Annotated in this window: 11 protein-coding genes; 4 read left to right on the top strand and 7 right to left on the bottom strand. The window is 71.7% G+C overall.

Features of this window, described 5'->3' with window-relative positions:
• Position 1 precedes the first annotated feature (1 nt).
• From ACIQZN_RS16645 to ACIQZN_RS16630, 4 genes are all read right to left on the bottom strand, one after another.
• Positions 2–931, bottom strand: a complete 930-nt coding sequence (locus ACIQZN_RS16645; RefSeq protein ID WP_403993537.1) for a branched-chain amino acid ABC transporter permease — start codon at positions 929–931, stop codon at positions 2–4.
• Between the two features lie 96 nt (positions 932–1,027).
• Positions 1,028–2,245, bottom strand: a complete 1,218-nt coding sequence (locus ACIQZN_RS16640) for a branched-chain amino acid ABC transporter substrate-binding protein (protein WP_403993744.1) — start codon at positions 2,243–2,245, stop codon at positions 1,028–1,030.
• Positions 2,246–2,893: 648 nt separating this feature from the next.
• On the bottom strand, positions 2,894–3,364 hold the full coding sequence (locus ACIQZN_RS16635) for a hotdog fold thioesterase (RefSeq protein ID WP_391261166.1): 471 nt from the start codon (positions 3,362–3,364) through the stop codon (positions 2,894–2,896).
• Positions 3,365–3,430: 66 nt separating this feature from the next.
• Positions 3,431–5,704: an FdhF/YdeP family oxidoreductase gene (locus ACIQZN_RS16630; protein ID WP_403993534.1), complete on the bottom strand. Its 2,274-nt coding sequence runs from the start codon at positions 5,702–5,704 to the stop codon at positions 3,431–3,433.
• A 168-nt stretch (positions 5,705–5,872) separates the two neighbouring features.
• Here ACIQZN_RS16630 and polA point away from each other — a divergent pair, with 168 nt between their 5' ends.
• Positions 5,873–8,584, top strand: a complete 2,712-nt coding sequence (gene polA, locus ACIQZN_RS16625) for a DNA polymerase I (protein WP_403993531.1) — start codon at positions 5,873–5,875, stop codon at positions 8,582–8,584.
• 150 nt (positions 8,585–8,734) lie between these two features.
• Here the strand turns inward: polA and ACIQZN_RS16620 are convergent, their stop codons facing one another.
• Entirely contained in the window at positions 8,735–9,607 is an 873-nt protein-coding gene (locus tag ACIQZN_RS16620; protein WP_403993528.1) for a DUF4184 family protein, read from the bottom strand.
• A 223-nt stretch (positions 9,608–9,830) separates the two neighbouring features.
• On the opposite strand from ACIQZN_RS16620, the gene ACIQZN_RS16615 reads away from it, so the two are divergent.
• A complete protein-coding gene (locus tag ACIQZN_RS16615; RefSeq protein WP_403993525.1) occupies positions 9,831–11,543 on the top strand; it encodes a lytic murein transglycosylase in 1,713 nt (570 codons plus the stop codon).
• A gap of 45 nt (positions 11,544–11,588) precedes the next feature.
• On the opposite strand, the gene hrpB is transcribed toward ACIQZN_RS16615, so the two are convergent.
• Positions 11,589–14,090 (bottom strand): ATP-dependent helicase HrpB, encoded by a 2,502-nt coding sequence (gene hrpB, locus ACIQZN_RS16610; protein ID WP_403993522.1) that lies wholly within the window; start codon positions 14,088–14,090, stop codon positions 11,589–11,591.
• Positions 14,091–14,139: 49 nt separating this feature from the next.
• Positions 14,140–14,940, bottom strand: a complete 801-nt coding sequence (locus ACIQZN_RS16605; protein WP_403993741.1) for a class I SAM-dependent methyltransferase — start codon at positions 14,938–14,940, stop codon at positions 14,140–14,142.
• 408 nt (positions 14,941–15,348) lie between these two features.
• On the opposite strand from ACIQZN_RS16605, the gene rpsA reads away from it, so the two are divergent.
• Together rpsA and ACIQZN_RS16595 are read left to right on the top strand one after the other, a co-directional pair.
• Positions 15,349–16,860, top strand: a complete 1,512-nt coding sequence (gene rpsA / locus ACIQZN_RS16600; RefSeq protein WP_018104558.1) for a 30S ribosomal protein S1 — start codon at positions 15,349–15,351, stop codon at positions 16,858–16,860.
• Between the two features lie 291 nt (positions 16,861–17,151).
• Entirely contained in the window at positions 17,152–18,675 is a 1,524-nt protein-coding gene (locus tag ACIQZN_RS16595) for a flavin monoamine oxidase family protein (RefSeq protein ID WP_403993738.1), read from the top strand.
• The last annotated feature ends 33 nt before the right edge of the window (positions 18,676–18,708 follow it).

Below are 18,708 nucleotides of genomic sequence, written 5' to 3'. Positions count from 1 at the left end.
ATCACGCCCTGTCCGCGACGCGTTCGCCGAGCAGGCCCTGGGGCCGCAGCAGCAGGACGATGATGAGGAGGGCGAAGGCCCACACGTCCTTCCAGGCGCCGCCGCCGAAGAGTTCCATGCCGGGGACGTCGCTCATGTAGCCGGTGGCGAGGGATTCGGCGACGCCGAGGACGACGCCGCCGAGCATGGCGCCGTAGATGTTGCCGATGCCGCCGAGTACGGCGGCGGTGAACGCCTTGAGGCCCATGAGGAAGCCCATGCGGAAGCCGATCTGGCCGTTCTTGAGCCCGTAGGCGACGGCGGCGACGGCGGCGAACGCGGCACCGATGGCGAAGGCCATGACGATGATGCGGTCGGTGTTGATGCCCATGAGCTTGGCGGTGTCGGGGTCCTGCGAGGTGGCCTGCATGCCGCGGCCGGCGCGGGTCTTGGAGACGAAGAGGCCGAGGGCGATCATGCAGACGGGGGCGGAGATGAGGACGAAGAGGTCACCGCGCTGGACGTGGGCGCCGAAGAGCTCGAAGGCGTCGCCCTTGAACTGCGGGAAGGGGTGGTCCTTGGTGGCGTCCGGGTACCACTTCCAGATGGCCTGCTGGAGGGCGAGGGAGAGCCCGATCGCGGTGATCAGCGGGGCGAGCCGGGGGGCGTTGCGCAGGGGCCGGTACGCGAAGCGTTCGGCGGCGACGCTGACGGCGACGGAGCATATGACGCCGCCGATGATCATGAGGGGGACGATAGCGAGGAGGTTGGAGCCGGCCGGCATCCAGAGGTACACGGTGAGAGCTCCGAAGCCTCCGATCATGAAGATCTCGCCGTGGGCGAAGTTGATGAGCTGGATGATTCCGTAGACCATCGTGTAGCCGATCGCGATGAGTCCGTACATCGCGCCGAGGATGAGTCCATTGGCCAGCTGTTGCGGCAGTTCGTGCACCGCAGGGCCTCCGTGGAGTGGTTCGGATATGGCACCGCGCGGGAGTGCTCGTAGCGCTCCCGCGCGGTCTGGGGTCGGTCGGGGCGTGCCCGGGAGTTACGGCTTGTAGGCCTCGCTGAGCTTGGAGACCCACTTGCCACCGTCGACCTGGTAGGCGGTCATCATGGTGTTGGTGGTGTCGCCGAACTCGTCGAAGGAGACCGGGCCGGTCACGCCGTCGAACTTGACCTTGCTCATGGCGTCGAGCACCTTGGCGCGGGCGTCGTCGGGGAGCTTGCCGTCGTTCTCGGAGACGGCGAGCTTGACGGCCTCGATGATGGCCCAGGTGGCGTCGTAGGTGCCGCCCCCGTAGGCCTCGTAGGCGTCCTTGTAGCCGGCGGTCTTGTAGTCCGCGATGAACTTCTTGGCGGAGTCGAGCTCCTCGACGGGCTTGCCGACGGAGGTGGCGATGTCGCCCTGGGCCTTCTTGTTGAGCTTGATGAAGTCGGCGCTGTACATGCCGTCGCCGCCCATGAGCGGGAGCTTGACGCTGTCCTTGAGCTGCTGGCTCAGGGGGGCGCCGGCGGGGTACTCACCGCCGTAGTAGACGGCCTTGGCGCCGGACTTCTTGACCTTGGTGACGACGGCGTTGAAGTCGCGGTCGTCGGGGTTGACGTGGTCGGCGCCGACGATCTTGCCGCCGAGGTCGGTGAAGGTGGCCTTGAAGGAGGCGGCGAGACCGGCGCCGTAGGGCTTCTGGTCGTCGATGAGGTAGACCTGCTTGATCTTCGCGTCGTTGTACAGGTACTTCGCGGCGAAGGCGCCCTGGATCTGGTCCGTGGTGGCGGTGCGGAAGTAGGTCTTGAAGGGGCGCTTCTTGTCGCCGGTCTTCCAGTTGTCGCCCTGGGTCAGCTCGGTGCCGGTGTTGGCGGGGGAGACCTGGGTGAGGCCGGCGTCGTTGAGCGGCTTCTGCATCGACTGGGCGACGCCGGAGTTCAGCGGGCCGACGACACCGACGACCTTCTTGTTGTCGATGAACTTCGTGGCGTTCTGCTGGCCGACGGAGGGCTGGGCCTGGTCGTCGAGGGGCTGGACCTCGAAGGTGATGCCGGGGACCGTCTTGTCCTTGTTCGCCGTCTTGGCGGCGAGGTCGGCGGAGTTCTTGATGCCGAGGCCGAGGGCGGAGAGGTCACCGGTGAGCGGCGCGTCGACGCCGATGACGACGGTCGTGTTGCCGCTGCCGCTGTTGCCGTCGCTCTTGTTGTCGTCGTCGCGCGACCCGCAGGCGGTGAGTGTCAGTGCACCGGTGGTGAGCACTGTGGTGAGGATGAGCAAAGAACGGTGTCGCACGAAAGGTCCTTTCCCTGGCGCGGCCTCCTCGCTTGAGGTGCCGTGTCGTTCGCCGGGCCGTACTGGGTTGGTACAGGGCCGTGCTTGCAGACGCGCCCGGCGGCGCGGTGACTGGCCGTGACTCTAAGGGCAGCGGTGGGGGTCGGGAGTGGTACCGGCCAAGGATGTGACTGTCTTGTTATGCCCTTGAGCAAGGCTTGAGGTGGCTGGGTGGACATGTCCAGCTTTTTACCGGACCGTGAAGCGACCGCAATGTGAGAACGTGCAGCTCTGCTAAGGGGCTTGAGGTGATCTTGCTGCTGTCGCCCGGCGGGGGTCCGGTGCGGGGGCGCGGGGGCGCGCCGAAGGGCCCGGCGGCTGCGGGGCCGGGCTGATCATGTCGCGGCGGAGCGCTTCACCTCGGGCGTTGATTACGCTGCGTGACGGTGGCGGGGGTGCGGCGACGGGGTGTGGTGGTGGGGGCGGGTGAGGTGTGGCAGACGAGTGGGCCATGGAACGGAGCGCCGGGTCAAGGGGGTTGACGCCGTGCGCCGGTCAATTTCCGTGATCGTGGCGGTGGTTGTGCCCGGATATGCCGCTGCCCGGCCGTTTTGGGTGACGGCCGGGCAGGGTGGGTGGTGCGGTGGTGCGGGGTCAGGCGGCTTCGGGTGCGGGGGCTTCGCGCAGCAGGCAGGTGAGGCGTGCGGTGCAGACCCGCTTGCCCTGCTCGTCGGTGATGGCGATCTCGTACGTGGCGGTGGTGCGCCCCCGGTGTACGGGGGTGGCGGTGCCGGTGACGAGGCCGCTCCGTACCCCTCGGTGATGGGTGCAGTTCAGGTCGACGCCCACGGCGAACTTGGACGGGCCGCCGTGCAGCATCGATCCGACGGAGCCCAGGGTCTCGGCGAGGACGGCGGAGGCGCCGCCGTGCAGGAGCCCGTAGGGCTGGGTGTTGCCCTCGACCGGCATGGTGCCGACGACGCGCTCGGCGGAGGCTTCGAGGATGCGGACGCCCATGCGCTCGCCGAGGTGGCCGGCGGAGAAGAGGGCGGGCAGGTCGACGCCGAGCGCGGCGTACTCGTCGATGATCTCCTGGGGGAACGTGGGTGTGGTCTGCTCGCCCATGGGTCCGCCTTTCGTCTCGGTGCGGTGCTCGTACGCGTCGTTCATATCAGACGCCTGAGCGAGCGCTTAGCCCGCCGGCTCGAAGCGCACCACGACGGATTTGGAGGCGGGGGTGTTGCTGGTGTCGGCGGTGGAGTCGAGGGGGACCAGCACATTGGTCTCCGGGTAGTACGCGGCGGCGCAGCCCCTGGCGGTCGGGTAGTGGACGACGCGGAAGCCGGGGGCGCGCCGCTCCACCCCGTCCTTCCACTCGCTGACGAGGTCGGTGTAGGACCCGTCGGCGAGCCCGAGGGCCGCCGCGTCCTCGGGGTGTACGAGGACGACGCGGCGGCCTCCCTTGATGCCCCGGTAGCGGTCGTCCAGGCCGTAGATCGTGGTGTTGTACTGGTCGTGGGAGCGCAGGGTCTGGAGCAGCAGCCGGCCCTCGGGCAGCGCGGGGAACTCGACCGGCGCGGCGGTGAAGTTGGCCTTCCCGGTGGCGGTGGGGAAGCGGCGGGAGTCGCGGGGGCCGTGCGGGAGGGTGAAGCCGCCGGGGTGGGCGATGCGTGCGTTGAAGTTCTCGAAGCCGGGGACGACCCGGGAGATGCGGTCCCGGATCGTCGCGTAGTCCTTCTCGAACTCCTCCCAGGGCGTGGCGGATTCGGGCCCGAGTGCGGCGCGGGCGAGGCGGGCGACGATGGCGGGCTCGGAGAGCAGGTGGGGGCTCGCGGGGGTGAGGTTGCCGCGCGAGGCGTGCACCTTGCTCATGGAGTCCTCGACGGTGACGAACTGCTTGCCGCCCGCCTGGACGTCCTTGTCGGTGCGGCCGAGGGTGGGCAGGATCAGCGCGCGGGCGCCGGTGACGGCGTGGGAGCGGTTGAGCTTGGTGGAGACGTGGACGGTGAGGCGCGCGTTGCGCATGGCGGCCTCGGTGACGTCGGTGTCGGGGGTGGCGGCGACGAAGTTGCCGCCCATCGCGAAGAAGACCTTGGCCTCACCGTCGCGCAGGGCGCGGATCGCGCGGACCACGTCGTAGCCGTGGTGGCGCGGTGAGGTGATCCGGAACTCCTTGTCGAGGGCGTCGAGGAAGGCGGGCGCGGGCCGTTCGAAGATGCCCATGGTGCGGTCGCCCTGGACATTGGAGTGGCCGCGCACGGGGCAGACCCCGGCGCCGGGGCGGCCGATGTTGCCGCGCAGCAGGAGGAAGTTGACGACCTCGCGGATGGTCGGCACGGAGTGCTTGTGCTGGGTGAGGCCCATGGCCCAGCAGACGACGGTGCGCTCCGAGGCCAGGACCATCGCCAGGGCCTCTTCGACGGCGGCGCGGTCGAGCCCGGTCGCGGCGAGCGTCGTGTCCCAGTCCGCCTCGGCCGCGGCGGCGGCGAACTCCTCGTAGCCATGGGTGTGTTCGGCGACGAACGTCTGGTCGACGGCGCCCTCGGTCTCCAGGATCAGCTTGTTCAGGAGGCGGAAGAGGGCCTGGTCGCCGCCGATCCGGATCTGGAGGAAGAGGTCGTTGAGCGCGGTGCCCTTGAGCATGCCCTGCGGGGTCTGCGGGTTCTTGAAGCGTTCGAGGCCGGCCTCGGGCAGCGGGTTCACCGAGATGATCTTCGCGCCGGCGGCCTTGGCCTGCTCCAGGGCGGAGAGCATCCGGGGGTGGTTGGTGCCGGGGTTCTGCCCGGCGATGATGATCAGGTCGGCGTGGTGCAGGTCCTCCAGGGAGACCGAGCCCTTGCCGACGCCGATCGTCTCGGTGAGCGCGGAGCCCGAGGACTCGTGGCACATGTTGGAGCAGTCCGGCAGGTTGTTGGTGCCGAACTCGCGGGCGAAGAGCTGGAGGAGGAACGCGGCCTCGTTGCTGGTGCGCCCGGAGGTGTAGAAGACGGCCTCGTCGGGGGAGGCGAGGGCGCCCAGCTCCTCGGCCATGATGTCGAAGGCCCGCTCCCAGGTGATGGCCTCGTAGCGGTCGGCGCCCTCGGGCAGGTAGACGGGCTGGGTGATACGGCCCTGCTGGCCGAGCCAGTATCCGCTGCGCCCGGCGAGGTCGGAGACGGGGTGCTCGGCGAAGAAGTCCGGGGTGACCCGGCGCAGCGTGGCCTCCTCGGCGACGGCCTTGACGCCGTTCTCGCAGAACTCGGCGGTGTGCCGCTTGTCGCCCTCGGGCCAGGCGCAGCCGGGGCAGTCGAAGCCGTCCTTCTGGTTGACCTTGAGGAGGGTCTGAGCGGTGCGGCGCAGGCCCATCTGCTGCTGGGCGACGCGCAGGCTCTGGGCGACGGCGGGCAGTCCGGCGGCGGAGTGCTGGGCCGGTCCGACCCGGGGGGCGTCCTGGACGGGGTCTCCTGCGGGCGGCTTGCTGGCCATGGTGCTCCCCTTCGAGCCGGCTGCGGGCCCCCGGAGGTGTGCTCGTGGGTCCGCCGTGTGTGTTTCCTTCTCTCCCGATCCTGGCACGGGGGCCGGGTCGGGTGCCCGGTGAGGCGTCGCGGGCGGTGGCCGGTCCGGATTGTCAGTGGTCCGTGGCAGGATCGGGGTGTGGCTGAGACGGCATCGAAGAAGACGGCAGACAACCGACCGCGCCTGCTCCTCATGGACGGGCACTCCCTGGCGTACCGGGCGTTCTTTGCGCTGCCCGCGGAGAATTTCACGACGGCGGCGGGCCAGCCGACGAACGCGGTGTACGGCTTCATGTCGATGCTCGCGAACACGCTGCGCGACGAGGCGCCGACGCATTTCGCGGTGGCGTTCGACGTGTCCCGCAAGACGTGGCGGGCGCAGGAGTTCCCCGAGTACAAGGCGAACCGGTCGAAGACCCCCGACGAGTTCAAGGGCCAGGTCGAGCTGATCGGCGAGCTGCTGGACGCGATGCACGCGGACCGGTTCGCGGTGGACGGCTTCGAGGCGGACGACGTCATCGCGACGCTGGCCACGCAGGCCGAGGCGGCCGGCTTCGAGGTCCTGATCGTCACCGGCGACCGCGATTCGTTCCAGCTGATCACGGACAACGTGACCGTGCTGTACCCCACCAAGGGAGTCTCCGAGCTGACCCGGTTCACCCCGGAGAAGGTCGTGGAGAAGTACGGCCTCACCCCCCGGCAGTATCCGGACTTCGCGGCGCTGCGCGGTGACCCGTCGGACAACCTTCCGAGCATCCCCAAGGTCGGTGAGAAGACCGCCGCGAAGTGGATCAACCAGTTCGGTTCGTTCGACGAGCTGATCGCGCGGGCCGACGAGGTGAAGGGCGTCGCCGGGCAGAACCTCCGCGACCACCTGGACGCGGTGAAGATGAACCGCGTGCTGACCGAGATGGTCCGCGACGTGGAGCTGCCGAAGACCCCGGAGGGGCTGGAGCGCGCCCCCTACGACCGCACGGCGGTCACCGGCATCCTCGACATACTGGAGATCCGCAACCCGAGCCTGCGCGAGCGGCTGCTCGCGGTGGACCCGGGCGCCGCGGAGGCCGAGCCGCCCGCGCCCGCCGCCGGGATCGAGCTGGACGGGGCCGTGCTCGCCACCGGCGAGGTGGGGCCCTGGCTGGCGGAGCACGGCGCGCAGCCGCTCGGCGTCATGACGGTCGACACCTGGGCGCTCGGCGTCGGCACGGTCACCGAGATCGCCCTCGCCGCCGCCGACGGCTCCGCCGCCTGGCTGGACCCGGCGCAGCTGGACGAGGCCGACGAGCAGGCGTTCGCCGCCTGGGTCGCGGACCCGGCCCGGCCCAAGGTCATGCACAACGCGAAGAGCGCGATGCGGGTCTTCCCGGAGCACGGCTGGCGCCTCGAAGGCGTCGCGATGGACACCGCCCTCGCCGCGTATCTGGTGAAGCCCGGCCGCCGCTCCTTCGCGCTGGACGCGCTGGCCGTGGAGTACCTGGGCCGCGAGCTGGCCCCGGCCGCGGCGGCCGACGGTCAGCTGGCGTTCGGCGCCGACGACCGGGCGGAGGCCGACGCCCTGATGGCGCAGGCCCGCGCGGTCCTGGACCTCGGTGACGCGTTCACGGCGCGGCTGAAGGAGGTCGGCGCGGCCGAGCTGCTGCACGACATGGAGCTCCCGACGTCGATCCTGCTCGCCCGCCTGGAGCGGCACGGCATCGCGGCGGACCGGGCCCATCTGGAGGGCATGGAGCAGCAGTTCGCCGGGGCCGTCCAGCAGGCGGTGAAGGAGGCGCACGCGTCGGTGGGCCGGGAGTTCAACCTCGGTTCGCCCAAGCAGCTCCAGGAGGTCCTGTTCGGCGAGCTGGGCCTGCCGAAGACCAAGAAGACCAAGACCGGTTACACGACGGACGCGGACGCGCTGGCCTGGCTGGCCGGCCAGACCGAGCACGAGCTGCCGGTCCTCATGCTGCGCCACCGGGAGCAGGCGAAGCTGCGGGTCACGGTCGAGGGCCTGGTGAAGACGATCGCGGCGGACGGCCGTATCCACACCACGTTCAACCAGACGGTGGCGGCGACCGGCCGTCTCTCCTCCACCGACCCGAACCTGCAGAACATCCCCGTCCGCACGGACGAGGGCCGGGCGATCCGCCGCGGTTTCGTCGTCGGCGAGGGCTTCGAGACGCTGATGACGGCCGACTACAGCCAGATCGAACTGCGCGTGATGGCCCACCTCTCCGAGGACGCGGGCCTGATCGAGGCGTTCACCTCCGGCGAGGACCTGCACACCACGGTGGCCTCGCAGGTCTTCGGCGTCGAGAAGACGGCGGTCGATCCGGAGATGCGGCGCAAGATCAAGGCCATGAGTTACGGCCTGGCGTACGGGCTGTCCGCCTTCGGCCTCTCCCAGCAGCTGAACATCGAGGCGGGCGAGGCCCGGGGCCTGATGGACACCTACTTCGAGCGGTTCGGCGGGGTCCGGGACTATCTGCGCCGCGTGGTCGAGGAGGCCCGGGCCACCGGGTACACGGAGACGATCTTCGGCCGCCGCCGCTATCTCCCCGACCTGAACAGCGACAACCGCCAGCGCCGCGAGACCGCCGAGCGGATGGCGCTCAACGCCCCGATCCAGGGCACCGCCGCCGACATCGTCAAGGTCGCCATGCTCCAGGTCGACCGGGCGCTGACCGAGGCGGAGCTGAAGTCCCGGATGCTGCTCCAGGTCCACGACGAAATCGTGCTGGAGATCGCCGCGGGCGAGCGGGAGCAGGTCGAGCGCATCCTGCGCCACGAGATGTCCGCGGCGGTGCAGCTGCGCGCCCCGCTGGACGTGTCGGTCGGCGTCGGCGGCGACTGGGAGTCAGCGGCCCACTGACCGTGGGTGGCCGGGGTCCGCGGGGGCCCCGGCCGGCTCCGCCTCCCGCCGCGCCGGCGCTAGGGCCTTTCGTTTGGATCATGCCGGGCTCGCGGGGCCTGGCACGCGCATCTGCGGCGTTGTCGTCAATCACCAACGCTCCGCGTTGCCTCAATCCTCCGCCTTGCAGCTGCACGCACCAGGCCCCGCTCCCTGATCCGGCCTGATCCAAACGAAAGGCCCTGGCCGCACCGCCGCCGCGTACAGCAGGAGCCCCGCCGCGAGGCCCGCGCCCGCGCCGAAGCAGGCGGTCGGGATGATGTCCAGCGGTGTGTCGATGTGCCCGTAGTACGCGTACCAGCGGGCGCACCGGTGGGCGGTGCCCAGCACGGCGCACAGCCCGATCGAGGCGAGCGCCCAGCCCCGGACCCGAGCGCTCAGGACCGGCAGGGAGGCGGGCACCGGCTGGGCCCCGGTCCGCCGCAGCCCCGACACCGTGAACCAGGCGAGCAGCAGCAGGGCCGGGGCCGAGGTGCCGTACTGGACGAGCGTGAAGACGGGGTACCCGGCCACGCTGCCGTCGAGCCCGGGCACCAGCCGTACGCCCCACCGGTCGTGATGGGTGAAGGCGTCCCACACGACATGGGTGGCGGACCCGATCACCGCCGACACCACGAACCACCCGGCGTCCCGCGCGCCAAGTCCCCACCGCCCGGGGCCCGTCGGGGCCCCGCCGCCCCGCAGCCAGGCGTGCACCCGACCCCGCCACCGCTCCGGCAGCAGCGCCACCAGCGGGTCGCGCAGCAGCAGCCAGAGGCCGAGCGCCAGCGCGGTGATCAGGATGTCCACGGTGACGACACCCCTCACCGCGTGGGTCACCTCGCCGAACTCCATGGCGCCCGGAATCACAGAATCCGCGAAGTACGTCAGGTCGGGCGCGAACGACCCCGCGACCAGAGCCGAGGCGAGCAGCGGACCACGGCCCGTGCCGTCGCGCCGGATCCCCGGGAGCACGGCGGCGGCATGGCTGAGTGTGAAGGGCATGCGGGCAGTATGAGTGACCCGGAGGGGCAGGCAGGGGGTGGCCCGTGGGGCAGGAAGGTCCGTCACGGGAATGTCCGCACGTGGACAACTTGTGTTCAGGAAGGTGAGAAAGCGGTAAGAACCGGCCCGCCCGCCGTGTGCGCGCCGGAGGACTTGCCGTAGGGTCGCCTGAGTCCAGGCGCAGGGGAGCGCCGACAGTGACGAGGGGGAGGGCCCACACTTCATGGCAGCGCAATTCGGTCGCCGACTGTACAGAGGAGCGGCCACCACCGCCGTGGCCGCCGTCGCCGTGGCGGCGCTCTCCGCCTCCCAGGCTCCGGGGTCCCCGCTGGTCGCGGCGGACAGCGACCACTCCTCCGCCGGTGCGGCGACACCCACCGAACAGGGCGGCAACGGCGGCGTCTCCGGCGACTCGCCGTACTACACGGACCTGCCGCCGCTGAACACCCCGGACAAGCCCGGCGGTTCGGCCAACCTGCCGGTGACCGGCCCCGCCGAGTCCGGCATACCCGCCTCCGTCCTCGCGGCGTACAAGAAGGCGCAGACGACCGTCTCCGGCACGGACCCGGGCTGCCGGCTGCCGTGGCAGCTGCTCGCCGCGATCGGCAAGGTCGAGTCCGGGCAGGCCCGCGGCGGCCGGGTCGACGCGCAGGGCACCACGCTCTCCCCGATCCTCGGCCCCGCCCTCGACGGCAACGGCTTCGCCCTGATCAAGGACACCGACAACGGCGCCTACGACGGGGACCGGACGCACGACCGGGCCGTCGGCCCGATGCAGTTCATCCCGTCCACCTGGGCGACCTGGGGCCAGGACGGCAACGGCGACGGCCGCAAGGACCCCAACAACGTCTACGACGCCGCGCTCGCCGCCGGACGCTACCTCTGCGCCGGCGACCGCGACCTGTCGACCGCCACCGACCTGGACCGGGCGGTCCTGAGCTACAACCACTCCGACGTGTACCTGCGTACGGTCCGCTCCTGGTTCACGTACTACAACCGCGGCACGCACGAGGTCCCCGACGGCAGCGGCGCCCTCCCGACCGGCCCCACCAGCCGGAATCCGGGCCCCGGCCGGCCGGACGGCGGCCCGTCGAGCACCCCGTCCCCGTCCCCGACGCCCTCGCCGTCCGAGACCCCGGAGCCGGGCCCGTCCACCAAGCCCCCGAAGCCGTCCGAGCCCAGCCCCGAGCCCTCGAAGCCGAAGCCCCCGACGCACACCCCGACCCCGGCGCCCACCCCGTCCCAGCAGGTGGCGGCGCTTCAGAACGACGGCACCGGCACGCTGACCGCCACCGCCGGCGAGCAGTTCGGCGGAACGGTCAAGGTGCGGGCGCACGACGGCCTCGGCAAGGCGGTGGCCAAGGCGAAGGTCACCTTCACCGTCGTCGGCGACACCGACACCGCGTTCGTCGGCGGATTCAAGGCGGTCACCCTCGCCACCGGCGCCGACGGCAAGGCGTCCTCGCCGCTGCTCCGCGCGGGCGAGAAGACCGGCGACTTCACCGTGCGGGCCACCGTGGACGGCACCTCGGTCGCCACCACCTTCAAGGTGACCGTCACCGCCCGCCAGGCCGACGCCCTCACCAGGACCGGCACCACCGAGCTGACGGCTGTCGCCGGGGAGACCTTCGACGACATCACCGTCGCCGCCACCTACAAGGGCAAGGCCGCGGGCAAGGTCGCCGTCACCGCCACCATGATCACCGACGGCGACGACCCGGCCGTCAACGACAAGGGCCCGTACTGCACGGACGACGACGGCAACCCCGTCCGCAGCATCGAGCTCACCACGGCGGCCGACGGCAGCCTGAAGCTCCCGAAGTTCTACGCGGACGGCCCGGCCGGTACGTACAAGCTGCGCCTCACCACCGAGGGCGGCGCCACGGTCACCATCGACCTGACGGTCGAGGAGCGCACGGCCACCGCCGCCTCCTGACGCCGCGCCACAGCCCCTCCGCCCGGCGGAGGGGCTGTGGCGTGCTCAATCCCGTTTCAGCCGCGCCTTCGTGAAGCGGGTCGCCTCCACCGTCGTCGGGTCCTCCGGCCACGGGTGCTTCGGGTAGCGGCCGCGCAGCTCCGCCCGGACCGCCTTGTAGCCGTCGCGCCAGAACGACGCCAGGTCCGCCGTCACCGCCGCCGGTCGCCCGGCGGGGGAGAGCAGGTGCACCAGGACCGGCACGCCCGCCACCTTCGGGGTCTCCTGGAGGCCGAACAGCTCCTGGAGCTTCACCGCGAGCACCGGCTGGTCCCCGCCGTACTCCACCCGGATCCGCGAACCGCTCGGCACCTCGATCCGCTCCGGCGCCAGCTCGTCCAGCCGGACCGCCTCGCCCGTCGCCCACGGCAGCAGCCGGCGCAGCGCCTGCCCCGCGTCGATCGCGGCCAGGCCGGAGCGGCGCCGCGCCCGGGACAGCTCGGGCTCCAGCCAGGCCCCGGGGTCCGCGAGCAGCGCCCCGTCCGACACATCCGGCCACGGCTCACCCATCACCCGGTGCAGAAAGGCCAGCCGCTCCCGCAGCTGCCCCGCGTCCCGGCTCCACCGCAGCAGCCCCGGGCCCTCCCGCCGCAACCCCTCCACCAGCGCGTCCCGGACCAGTGCCGGATCGGGCTGCTTCAGCGGGCGCGCGGCCAGCTCGACCGCCCCCAGCCGCTCCACCCGGCGCGCGACCACGTCCCGGCCGTCCCAGCGGACCTCCTCGCCCGCGAACCGCAGCGGCCCCGCCGCCAGGAGCGCGGTGTCCTCATCGACGACGGCCGCCAGGCGCACCCGGGCGGACGCCGCGTGCGCCGGCCGGTCCGCGACCGCCACGGCCAGCCAGGCGGCACCGCGCAGCCCGGAGCCCTCGCCCGGCTCCGCACCGGTGCCCGACGCCATCAGGAACGCCCCGCCGCCCCGCGCCCGCGCCACCCGCTCCGGGAACGCCAGGGCCGCGACCAGCCCCACCGCCGCGTCGTCCGCGACGGACCGCCCGCCGCCGTCGCCCTTGAGCGCGGACGACAGGCGCCGCACCTCCTGGCGCCAGCGGCCCGCGTAGGCGTCCTGGCCCCGGCGCGCGGTGCGCAGCGCGGCCGCCAGATCGTCCCCGTACGCGCGGGGCGGTTCCTCGCTCAGCAGCGCCACCACCTCGGCGGCCCGGCGCCCGCCCACCTCGGCCGCCCCGTCCAGCAGCGCCCGGGCCAGCCGGGGGTGCAGCCCGAGCCGGGACATCCGCACGCCCCGCTCGGTGACCCGGCCGTCCGGCCCCACCGCGCCGACCGCCCCGAGGACCTCGCGCGCGGCGGCCATCGCCCCCTCCGGCGGCGCGTCCAGCAGCGCGAGCCCCGAGGCGTCCGGGTCGCCCCAGCAGGCCGCCTGGAGGGCGAACGCCGTCAGATCGGCCACCCTGATCTCCGGCGAGGGGAACCGGGCGAGCCGGCCGTCCTCCGCCTGGTCCCAGCAGCGGTACACCGTGCCCGGGGCCTCGCGCCCCGCCCGCCCCGCGCGCTGCCGGCCCGACGCCTGCGAGGCGCGTACGGTCGTCAGCGCGCTCAGCCCCCGGGCGTGATCGGTGCGCGGTTCCCGGGCGAGCCCCGAGTCGACCACCGTCCGCACCCCGGGGACCGTCAGCGAGGACTCGGCCACCGAGGTCGCCAGGACCACCCGGCGCCCTTCCGAGGACCCGGCGAGCACCGCGTCCTGCACGGCCGCCGGGGCCCGCCCGTGCACCTGGAGCACCTCGGCCGCCACGCCCGCGAGCTGCCCGGCCACCCGGCCGATCTCGCCGACGCCGGGCAGGAAGCACAGCACGTCGCCGTCCCGCTCGGCGAGGGCCCGCCGCACCACGGAGGCGACATGGCCCAGCAGCGCCGGATCGACCCGCATCCCGTGCGGCGGCCGCACCGGTACGGACGGCGGGGCCCACACCACCTCCACCGGGTGCGACACGCCCTGCGCCTCGACCACCGGGGCATCCCCGAGCAGCCGCGCCCAGCCCTCCGCGTCCGTCGTCGCGGACGCCGCGACCAGGCGCAGGTCCGGGCGGAGCGCCGCGCGCACGTCCAGCAGGAACGCCGCCACCGTGTCCGCGTCGAGATGGCGCTCGTGGCACTCGTCGATGATCACCGCGTCGATCCCGGCCAGCTCCTGGTCACGCTGCAACCGCTGGAGCAGCACGCCGGTGGTGACGACCTCCACCACGGTGTCCGGGCCCACCACCCGCTCGCCGCGCACGGTGAACCCGACCCGCTCCCCGGCCCGCTCGCCCAGCAGCCACGCCATCCGCCGGGCCGCCGCGCGGGCGGCGATCCGGCGCGGCTCGGCGACGACGACCCGGCGCGCCGGGCCCGCGCCGGTCAGCCCGGCCAGGGCGAGCGGGACGAGGGTGGTCTTGCCGGTGCCGGGAGGTGCGCAGAGCACCGCGGTCCCGTGGCCGTCCAGCGCCTGCCGGAGGGCGGGGACGGCGGTGCGGACGGGCAGCCGGTCGAGGGCGTCGGTGCGGATCACGCCCCCAGTCTCGTACGGGAGCGGCCCGCGCCCCGCACCGGCCGCCGGCTCAGTCCCGTACGCAGACGAAGATCGCGGTCCCCGGGATCAGATTGCCGCGCAGCGGGGACCAGCCGCCCCACTCCTGGTCGTTCCAGGCGGGCCACTCCGGCTCGACCAGGTCCACCAGCCGGAAGCCGCCCGCGACCACGTCCCGGACCCGGTCGCCCAGCGTGCGGTGGTGCTCGACGTAGACCGCGTTCCCTTGCTCGTCCTGCTCCACGTAAGGGGTGCGGTCGAAGTAGGAGGCGGCCACCGACAGGCCCTCGGGGCCCGGCTCGTCGGGGAAGGCCCAGCGCATGGGGTGCGTCACGGAGAAGACCCAGCGGCCGCCGGGGCGCAGCACCCGGTGGACCTCGCGGAAGACCTGGACCGGGTCGGCGACGAAGGGCACCGCGCCGTAGGCGGAGCAGGCCAGGTCGAAGGAGGCGGTGCGGAACGGCAGCCGCCCGGCGTCCGCCTCGACCAGCGGGACGTCCTCGCCGATGCGCAGGGCGTGCTGGAGCTGGCGGTGCGAGAGGTCCAGGGCGACGGGGCGGGCGCCCCGCGCGGCCAGCCAGCGGGAGCACTGCGCCGCGCCGGCGCCGATCTCCAGGACGTCGAGCCCCTTCAGTGCGGCGGCGGGGCCCAGGAGCCCGGCCGTCTCCTCGTCCAGACCCTCGGGGCCCCAGACGAAGCGGTCGTCGCCGAGGAAGGCGCCGTGGTCGCTCTGGTACTCGTCGGCGTTGCGGTCCCACCAGCCCCGGCTGGCCCGGCTGCTCTCGGCGGTCCCGGCGCTGCGGCGGGTCGCCTCGGGTTCGGCGGCGTACATCTCTTGGCTCATCGTGTCCGTCGTTGTAGTTTGCCTTCACCCCGTCGTACGAGGTACGTACCAAGGGGGCCTGGGTGGCGCTGCACCGGTGTGTCCGGACGTTGCCGGACACGATCTGGCCTCGGTGAACCCGAGTTGTGCCGGATATGAGGCGGTCGGTCCGTGGTGTCCGCCTTCGCGCATTGACCGTGCCCTGCTGCCCCCGTATGCTACAAGTTGCGCTGCGAGCCTGCGCTCCTCAGACCTAGCAGGCCGCGCTCGCATCTGTTGCTAGTCCCCTCGGTTCACGAGGCGCCTTCCGGTCACGGAATTGGCGCTTCCCGGGCTGTCCGGCTTAGGCAGAGGCGATACGGGCTTTCGGCGTAGCAGTACCTACGACTCACTGTCCGTACCGGAGCCCTTTCCCACATGACGAGCAGCACCGAGACCACCGCCACCACTCCGCAGGTTGCGGTCAACGACATCGGCGACGCGGACGCGTTCCTCGCGGCGATCGACGAGACGATCAAGTACTTCAACGACGGCGACATCGTTGACGGTGTCATCGTCAAGGTTGACCGGGACGAGGTTCTCCTCGACATCGGTTACAAGACCGAAGGCGTCATCCCGAGCCGCGAGCTCTCGATCAAGCACGACGTCGACCCGAACGAGGTCGTCAAGGTCGGTGACGAGATCGAGGCCCTGGTTCTCCAGAAGGAGGACAAGGAAGGCCGCCTGATCCTCTCGAAGAAGCGCGCTCAGTACGAGCGTGCCTGGGGCACCATCGAGAAGATCAAGGAAGAGGACGGCATCGTCACCGGTACCGTCATCGAGGTCGTCAAGGGTGGTCTCATCCTCGACATCGGCCTCCGTGGCTTCCTGCCGGCGTCGCTCGTCGAGATGCGTCGTGTCCGCGACCTCCAGCCGTACGTGGGCAAGGAGCTCGAGGCCAAGATCATCGAGCTGGACAAGAACCGCAACAACGTGGTCCTGTCCCGCCGTGCCTGGCTCGAGCAGACCCAGTCCGAGGTCCGCCAGACGTTCCTCACGACCCTCCAGAAGGGTCAGGTCCGCTCCGGCGTCGTCTCCTCGATCGTCAACTTCGGTGCCTTCGTGGACCTGGGTGGCGTCGACGGTCTGGTGCACGTCTCCGAGCTGTCCTGGAAGCACATCGACCACCCCTCCGAGGTTGTCGAGGTCGGCCAGGAGGTCACCGTCGAGGTCCTCGACGTCGACATGGACCGCGAGCGCGTCTCGCTGTCGCTCAAGGCGACGCAGGAAGACCCGTGGCAGCAGTTCGCCCGTACGCACCAGATCGGGCAGGTCGTCCCCGGTAAGGTCACCAAGCTCGTTCCGTTCGGTGCGTTCGTCCGCGTGGACGAGGGCATCGAGGGCCTGGTCCACATCTCCGAGCTGGCCGAGCGCCACGTGGAGATCCCGGAGCAGGTCGTCCAGGTCAACGACGAGATCTTCGTCAAGGTCATCGACATCGACCTCGAGCGCCGTCGCATCAGCCTCTCGCTGAAGCAGGCCAACGAGGCGTTCGGCGGCGACCCGGCCTCGGTCGAGTTCGACCCGACCCTGTACGGCATGGCCGCGTCCTACGACGACCAGGGCAACTACATCTACCCCGAGGGCTTCGACCCCGAGACCAACGACTGGCTCGAGGGCTTCGAGGCTCAGCGCGAGGTCTGGGAGACCCAGTACGCCGAGGCGCAGCAGCGCTTCGAGCAGCACCAGGCCCAGGTCATCAAGTCCCGCGAGGCCGACGAGGCCGCTGCCGCCGAGGGCGCTGCCGCCCCCGCCGGCAACGCCCCGGCCGCCTCGGGCGGCAGTGGCGGCGGCTCCTACTCCTCGGAGTCCGCGGACAACTCCGGCGCCCTGGCGTCGGACGAGGCCCTCGCCGCGCTCCGCGAGAAGCTGGCGGGCGGCCAGAGCTGACGCTCTGTCCCTCCGGCCGGTCATCGGCTGCGGTAGGTAAGTGACCGTGAGGCCCGCTCCCTTCGGGGAGCGGGCCTCACGTGTGTCCGCGCGCCGGCGTAACACAGAGAAACGTGCGGGATACACGAATAGCTGACGGCATGTAACACGCCCTTGCCAGGATCCCGGCAACCTCAAGATCAGAAGGGGAGCCGGGACATGACGCACGCTTCGCACCAACCGCCCGCGACACCGGGCACGAGCCGCCGCACCTTCCTGCACAACGTCGGGATCGCCGGCGGGGCCGGGGCCATGTTCGCCACCATGGGGGCGCTCGGACTCGCCCCCACCGCACAGGCCGAAGGACGTGAACCCGCCTACCGCGCGCCCAGCGCGGGCGACTTCCACCTCAAGGGCAGGGCCGCCGCCAAGGTGGTCGTCGTGGGCGGCGGCATCGCCGGCCTCGCCACCGCCTACGAACTGGGCAAGGCGGGCTACGACTGTACGGTCCTGGAGGCCCGGGACCGTACCGGCGGCCGCAACTTCACCGTGCGCGGCGGGGACTCCACCACCGATATCCACGGAGTGAAGCAGACCGCCCGCTTCTCCGACGGGCAGTACATGAACGCCGGGCCCGGCCGGATACCGCAGTGGATGGTCACCCTCGACTACTGCCGAGAGCTCGGCGTACCCATCGAGGTCTTCACCAACGTCAACGCCAACGCCTATATCTTCAACGAGAAGGCGGGCATGAAGGCGCCGGTGCGCTACCGCACCGCCAAGGCCGATGTGTACGGCTATGTCGCGGAGCTGCTCTCCAAGGCCACCGACAAGGGCGCGCTCGACCGGCAGATCACGGCCGACGACCAGGAGCGGCTGCTGGAGTTCCTCAAGGACTTCGGGGACATCGGCGACACGCTCGACTACACCGGCAGCCCCCGCCGGGGCTACCGCGTCGATCCGGCCGCCGCCGGCACCCCCGGTGAACTGCTCGGGCCCGCCCCCTCCGCCTCCGAGGTCTTCGCCAGCGGGGTCGGACGCTACTTCGCCTTCGAGTTCGAGTACGACCAGGCCATGCTGATGTTCCAGCCGGTCGGCGGCATGGACCGGATACCCGCCGCCCTCACCCGGGCCATCGGCGAACGGCGGATCCGGACCGGGGCCGCCGTCACGGACATCACCGACACCTCCCACGGCGTCACCATCACCTACACGCGGTCCGGCCGGACCCACCGCATCGAGGCGGACTACTGCGTCGCCGCCCTGCCGCCCAACATCCTGGCCAAGACCTCCCACAACCTGGGCCCGGCCGTCCAGACCGCCCTGGAGGCGTGCAAGTCCTCCTCGGCCGGGAAGATCGGTCTCGAATACCGCAGCCGCTGGTGGGAGAGCGACCACCGGATCTACGGCGGCATCACCGAGACCGACATGGACCTCGCGCACATCTGGTACCCGTCCTACGGCCACCAGGGCCGCCGCGGGACGATCATCGGCTACTACAACACCGGCGCCAACGCGGACGCGTACGCCGCGCTCTCCCCGCGCGAGCGGGAGGCCCGTGCGGTCGCGCAGGGCGTGAAGATCCACGGTGAGAAATACCGTACGGAACTCGCCACGTCGTTCTCCCACCACTGGCGCCAGACCCCGTACTTGGAGGCGTCCTGGCACTCCCTGGCGGGCGGTCCGGACGCCCCCGTCTTCGCACCCCTCAACCGGCCCGCCGGCCGGGTGTACTTCGCGGGGGACTACCTGAGCTACGCCGACGCCTGGCAGCACGGCGCGTTCACCTCCGCCCGCAAGGCCGTCACAGCACTGCACACGCGGGTTCTTGGGTAAACACCGTACGAAGGGGGGCGTGGACAGGGAATG

Origin of the sequence: Streptomyces sp. NPDC097595 (assembly GCF_044761525.1) — a bacterium.
In the GTDB taxonomy this organism is placed as follows: Bacteria; Actinomycetota; Actinomycetes; order Streptomycetales; family Streptomycetaceae; genus Streptomyces; species Streptomyces drozdowiczii_A.
Note: the sequence above shows the minus strand (reverse complement) of the source record. Positions and strands in the feature narration are given on the sequence as shown.